The organism is Aeromonas sp. HMWF016 (genome assembly GCF_963878195.1).
Taxonomy (GTDB): domain Bacteria; phylum Pseudomonadota; class Gammaproteobacteria; order Enterobacterales; family Aeromonadaceae; genus Aeromonas; species Aeromonas lacus.
Map to the genome: position 1 here is coordinate 1 of NZ_CAWNWX010000049.1, position 1,393 is coordinate 1,393.

General features: G+C 47.0%; 2 protein-coding genes and 1 pseudogene. All 3 read left to right on the forward strand.

Annotation, left to right across the window (positions count from 1 at the left end; all coding sequences use genetic code 11):
• Nucleotides 1–194: 194 nt before the first annotated feature.
• A pseudogene (locus tag AACS24_RS07095) lies at nucleotides 195–560 on the forward strand (transposase); the annotation flags it as partial.
• Between the two features lie 418 nt (nucleotides 561–978).
• Complete coding sequence (locus AACS24_RS07100; RefSeq protein WP_181364335.1) at nucleotides 979–1,149, forward strand: hypothetical protein; 171 nt, start codon at nucleotides 979–981, stop codon at nucleotides 1,147–1,149.
• A complete protein-coding gene (locus tag AACS24_RS07105) occupies nucleotides 1,146–1,364 on the forward strand; it encodes a hypothetical protein (RefSeq protein WP_108572883.1) in 219 nt (72 codons plus the stop codon). The genes AACS24_RS07100 and AACS24_RS07105 overlap by 4 nt, the downstream gene beginning before the upstream one ends.
• Nucleotides 1,365–1,393: the final 29 nt, after the last annotated feature.

Genomic DNA, 1,393 nt, shown 5'->3' on the forward strand with positions numbered 1-1,393 from the left:
GAGTGAAACACTTCATGGATACCGTGTCTCCTTTCCCGGGGAATGGCTATGGCACAGCGAAGGTGTAGCACTATTGGGATCAGTTATTTAGAATTAGTTCTGCTTGCGGCGTTGTTGCCCAAATCGATACAGCTTGAATGGAACTAACTGAGAACTTGGTGATCTGATCCCGCCATCATCTTCAAGTCTGCATTATGGGCGCGTCACTTCACCCCATCACCAACTGGCCTCAATATAACAAGTCTTTGCTCAACCGTGGTTCACTCACCTTCTGGGTTGATACCGAGGCAATGAACAATTGGTTTCACCAAAGCCATTACGGACGACGGGGCCGCAGCCAGCTTGATACCGACCAGACCATCTGTACATTCCTGATGCTCAAGGGGATTTTCAACCTCACTTTGCGGGCCACTTAGGGACTACTCGACTCTCTGCTCCAGTTGATGAATGTGCCGTTGTACGCACAGGACTATAGCTATGCCAGCAAGCGTGCAGGCACGGTGACCCTGGCTTATCGCATCCCCCAAAAAGAACGTATTACCGATTTGGTTATCGACTCGCTTGATTAGACAGGCCGTGCTATTCGGCCCGACAAGCGGGGTCATATTCCGGCCCAACTTGGACCCATTCTGGAACGGTTGGGCTTTGATGGTGTTCGATGGTTGAAGCAGGTGACGTTGTTCAGGCGACAAGGGATCAGAGTGGTGGGAGGCAGAGATCAATGTCAGCAGTTTGCCCGCCATTGTGGCCAGCTGCGATGCCATCAACCACGGATTTGATTGCTTTGTGTTTACCCTGCTAATAGCTCCGGGTATTGCACATAGTCCAGTAAATGGTTGTGCAGGGGGCGTTGCTTTCTAAACCTGAAAATTTCTCCTGCCAGCCGAGTTTTGCAGGCATCAGTTCGAATGCATACACCCTTATAAGGCCTGCAAGCCGTTCGATAGTGGCTTGCTACAAAAGGTGGGTGTCCTAATCGTGCTTCAAAAATACTCTGAAATCAAAGGGGATTTTGGTATTTCAAAAGAAATGACACCCAGTCCAGTCCCTAGTTCTTTTGGTGACTTAGGTGGTTCAATATTTTCAGAGGTAACTGGCAAGGGTGTTGAAGCAATAACCAAACAAAATGGTACTGGAGAGAAAAAATGATCAACCTCCTTTTTACCTTTTTCTCGATATTGGCTGGAATTATTTTAGCTGAGGTTGCCTACTTATTTCTTCTTATCATTGAGTTTGTTATGCTTGGTCATTTTAACTTCGAGCTATTGGCCGCATGGCATTATCTGAAAGTTGGAGGTGGGGGTGGAAGTATAATTGGTATAGGGATTATAATATTAAGATATTTTGGGGTTAAAGGGTTTTAGGGCCGTAGGCTCGATTAGCGAACCGTAAT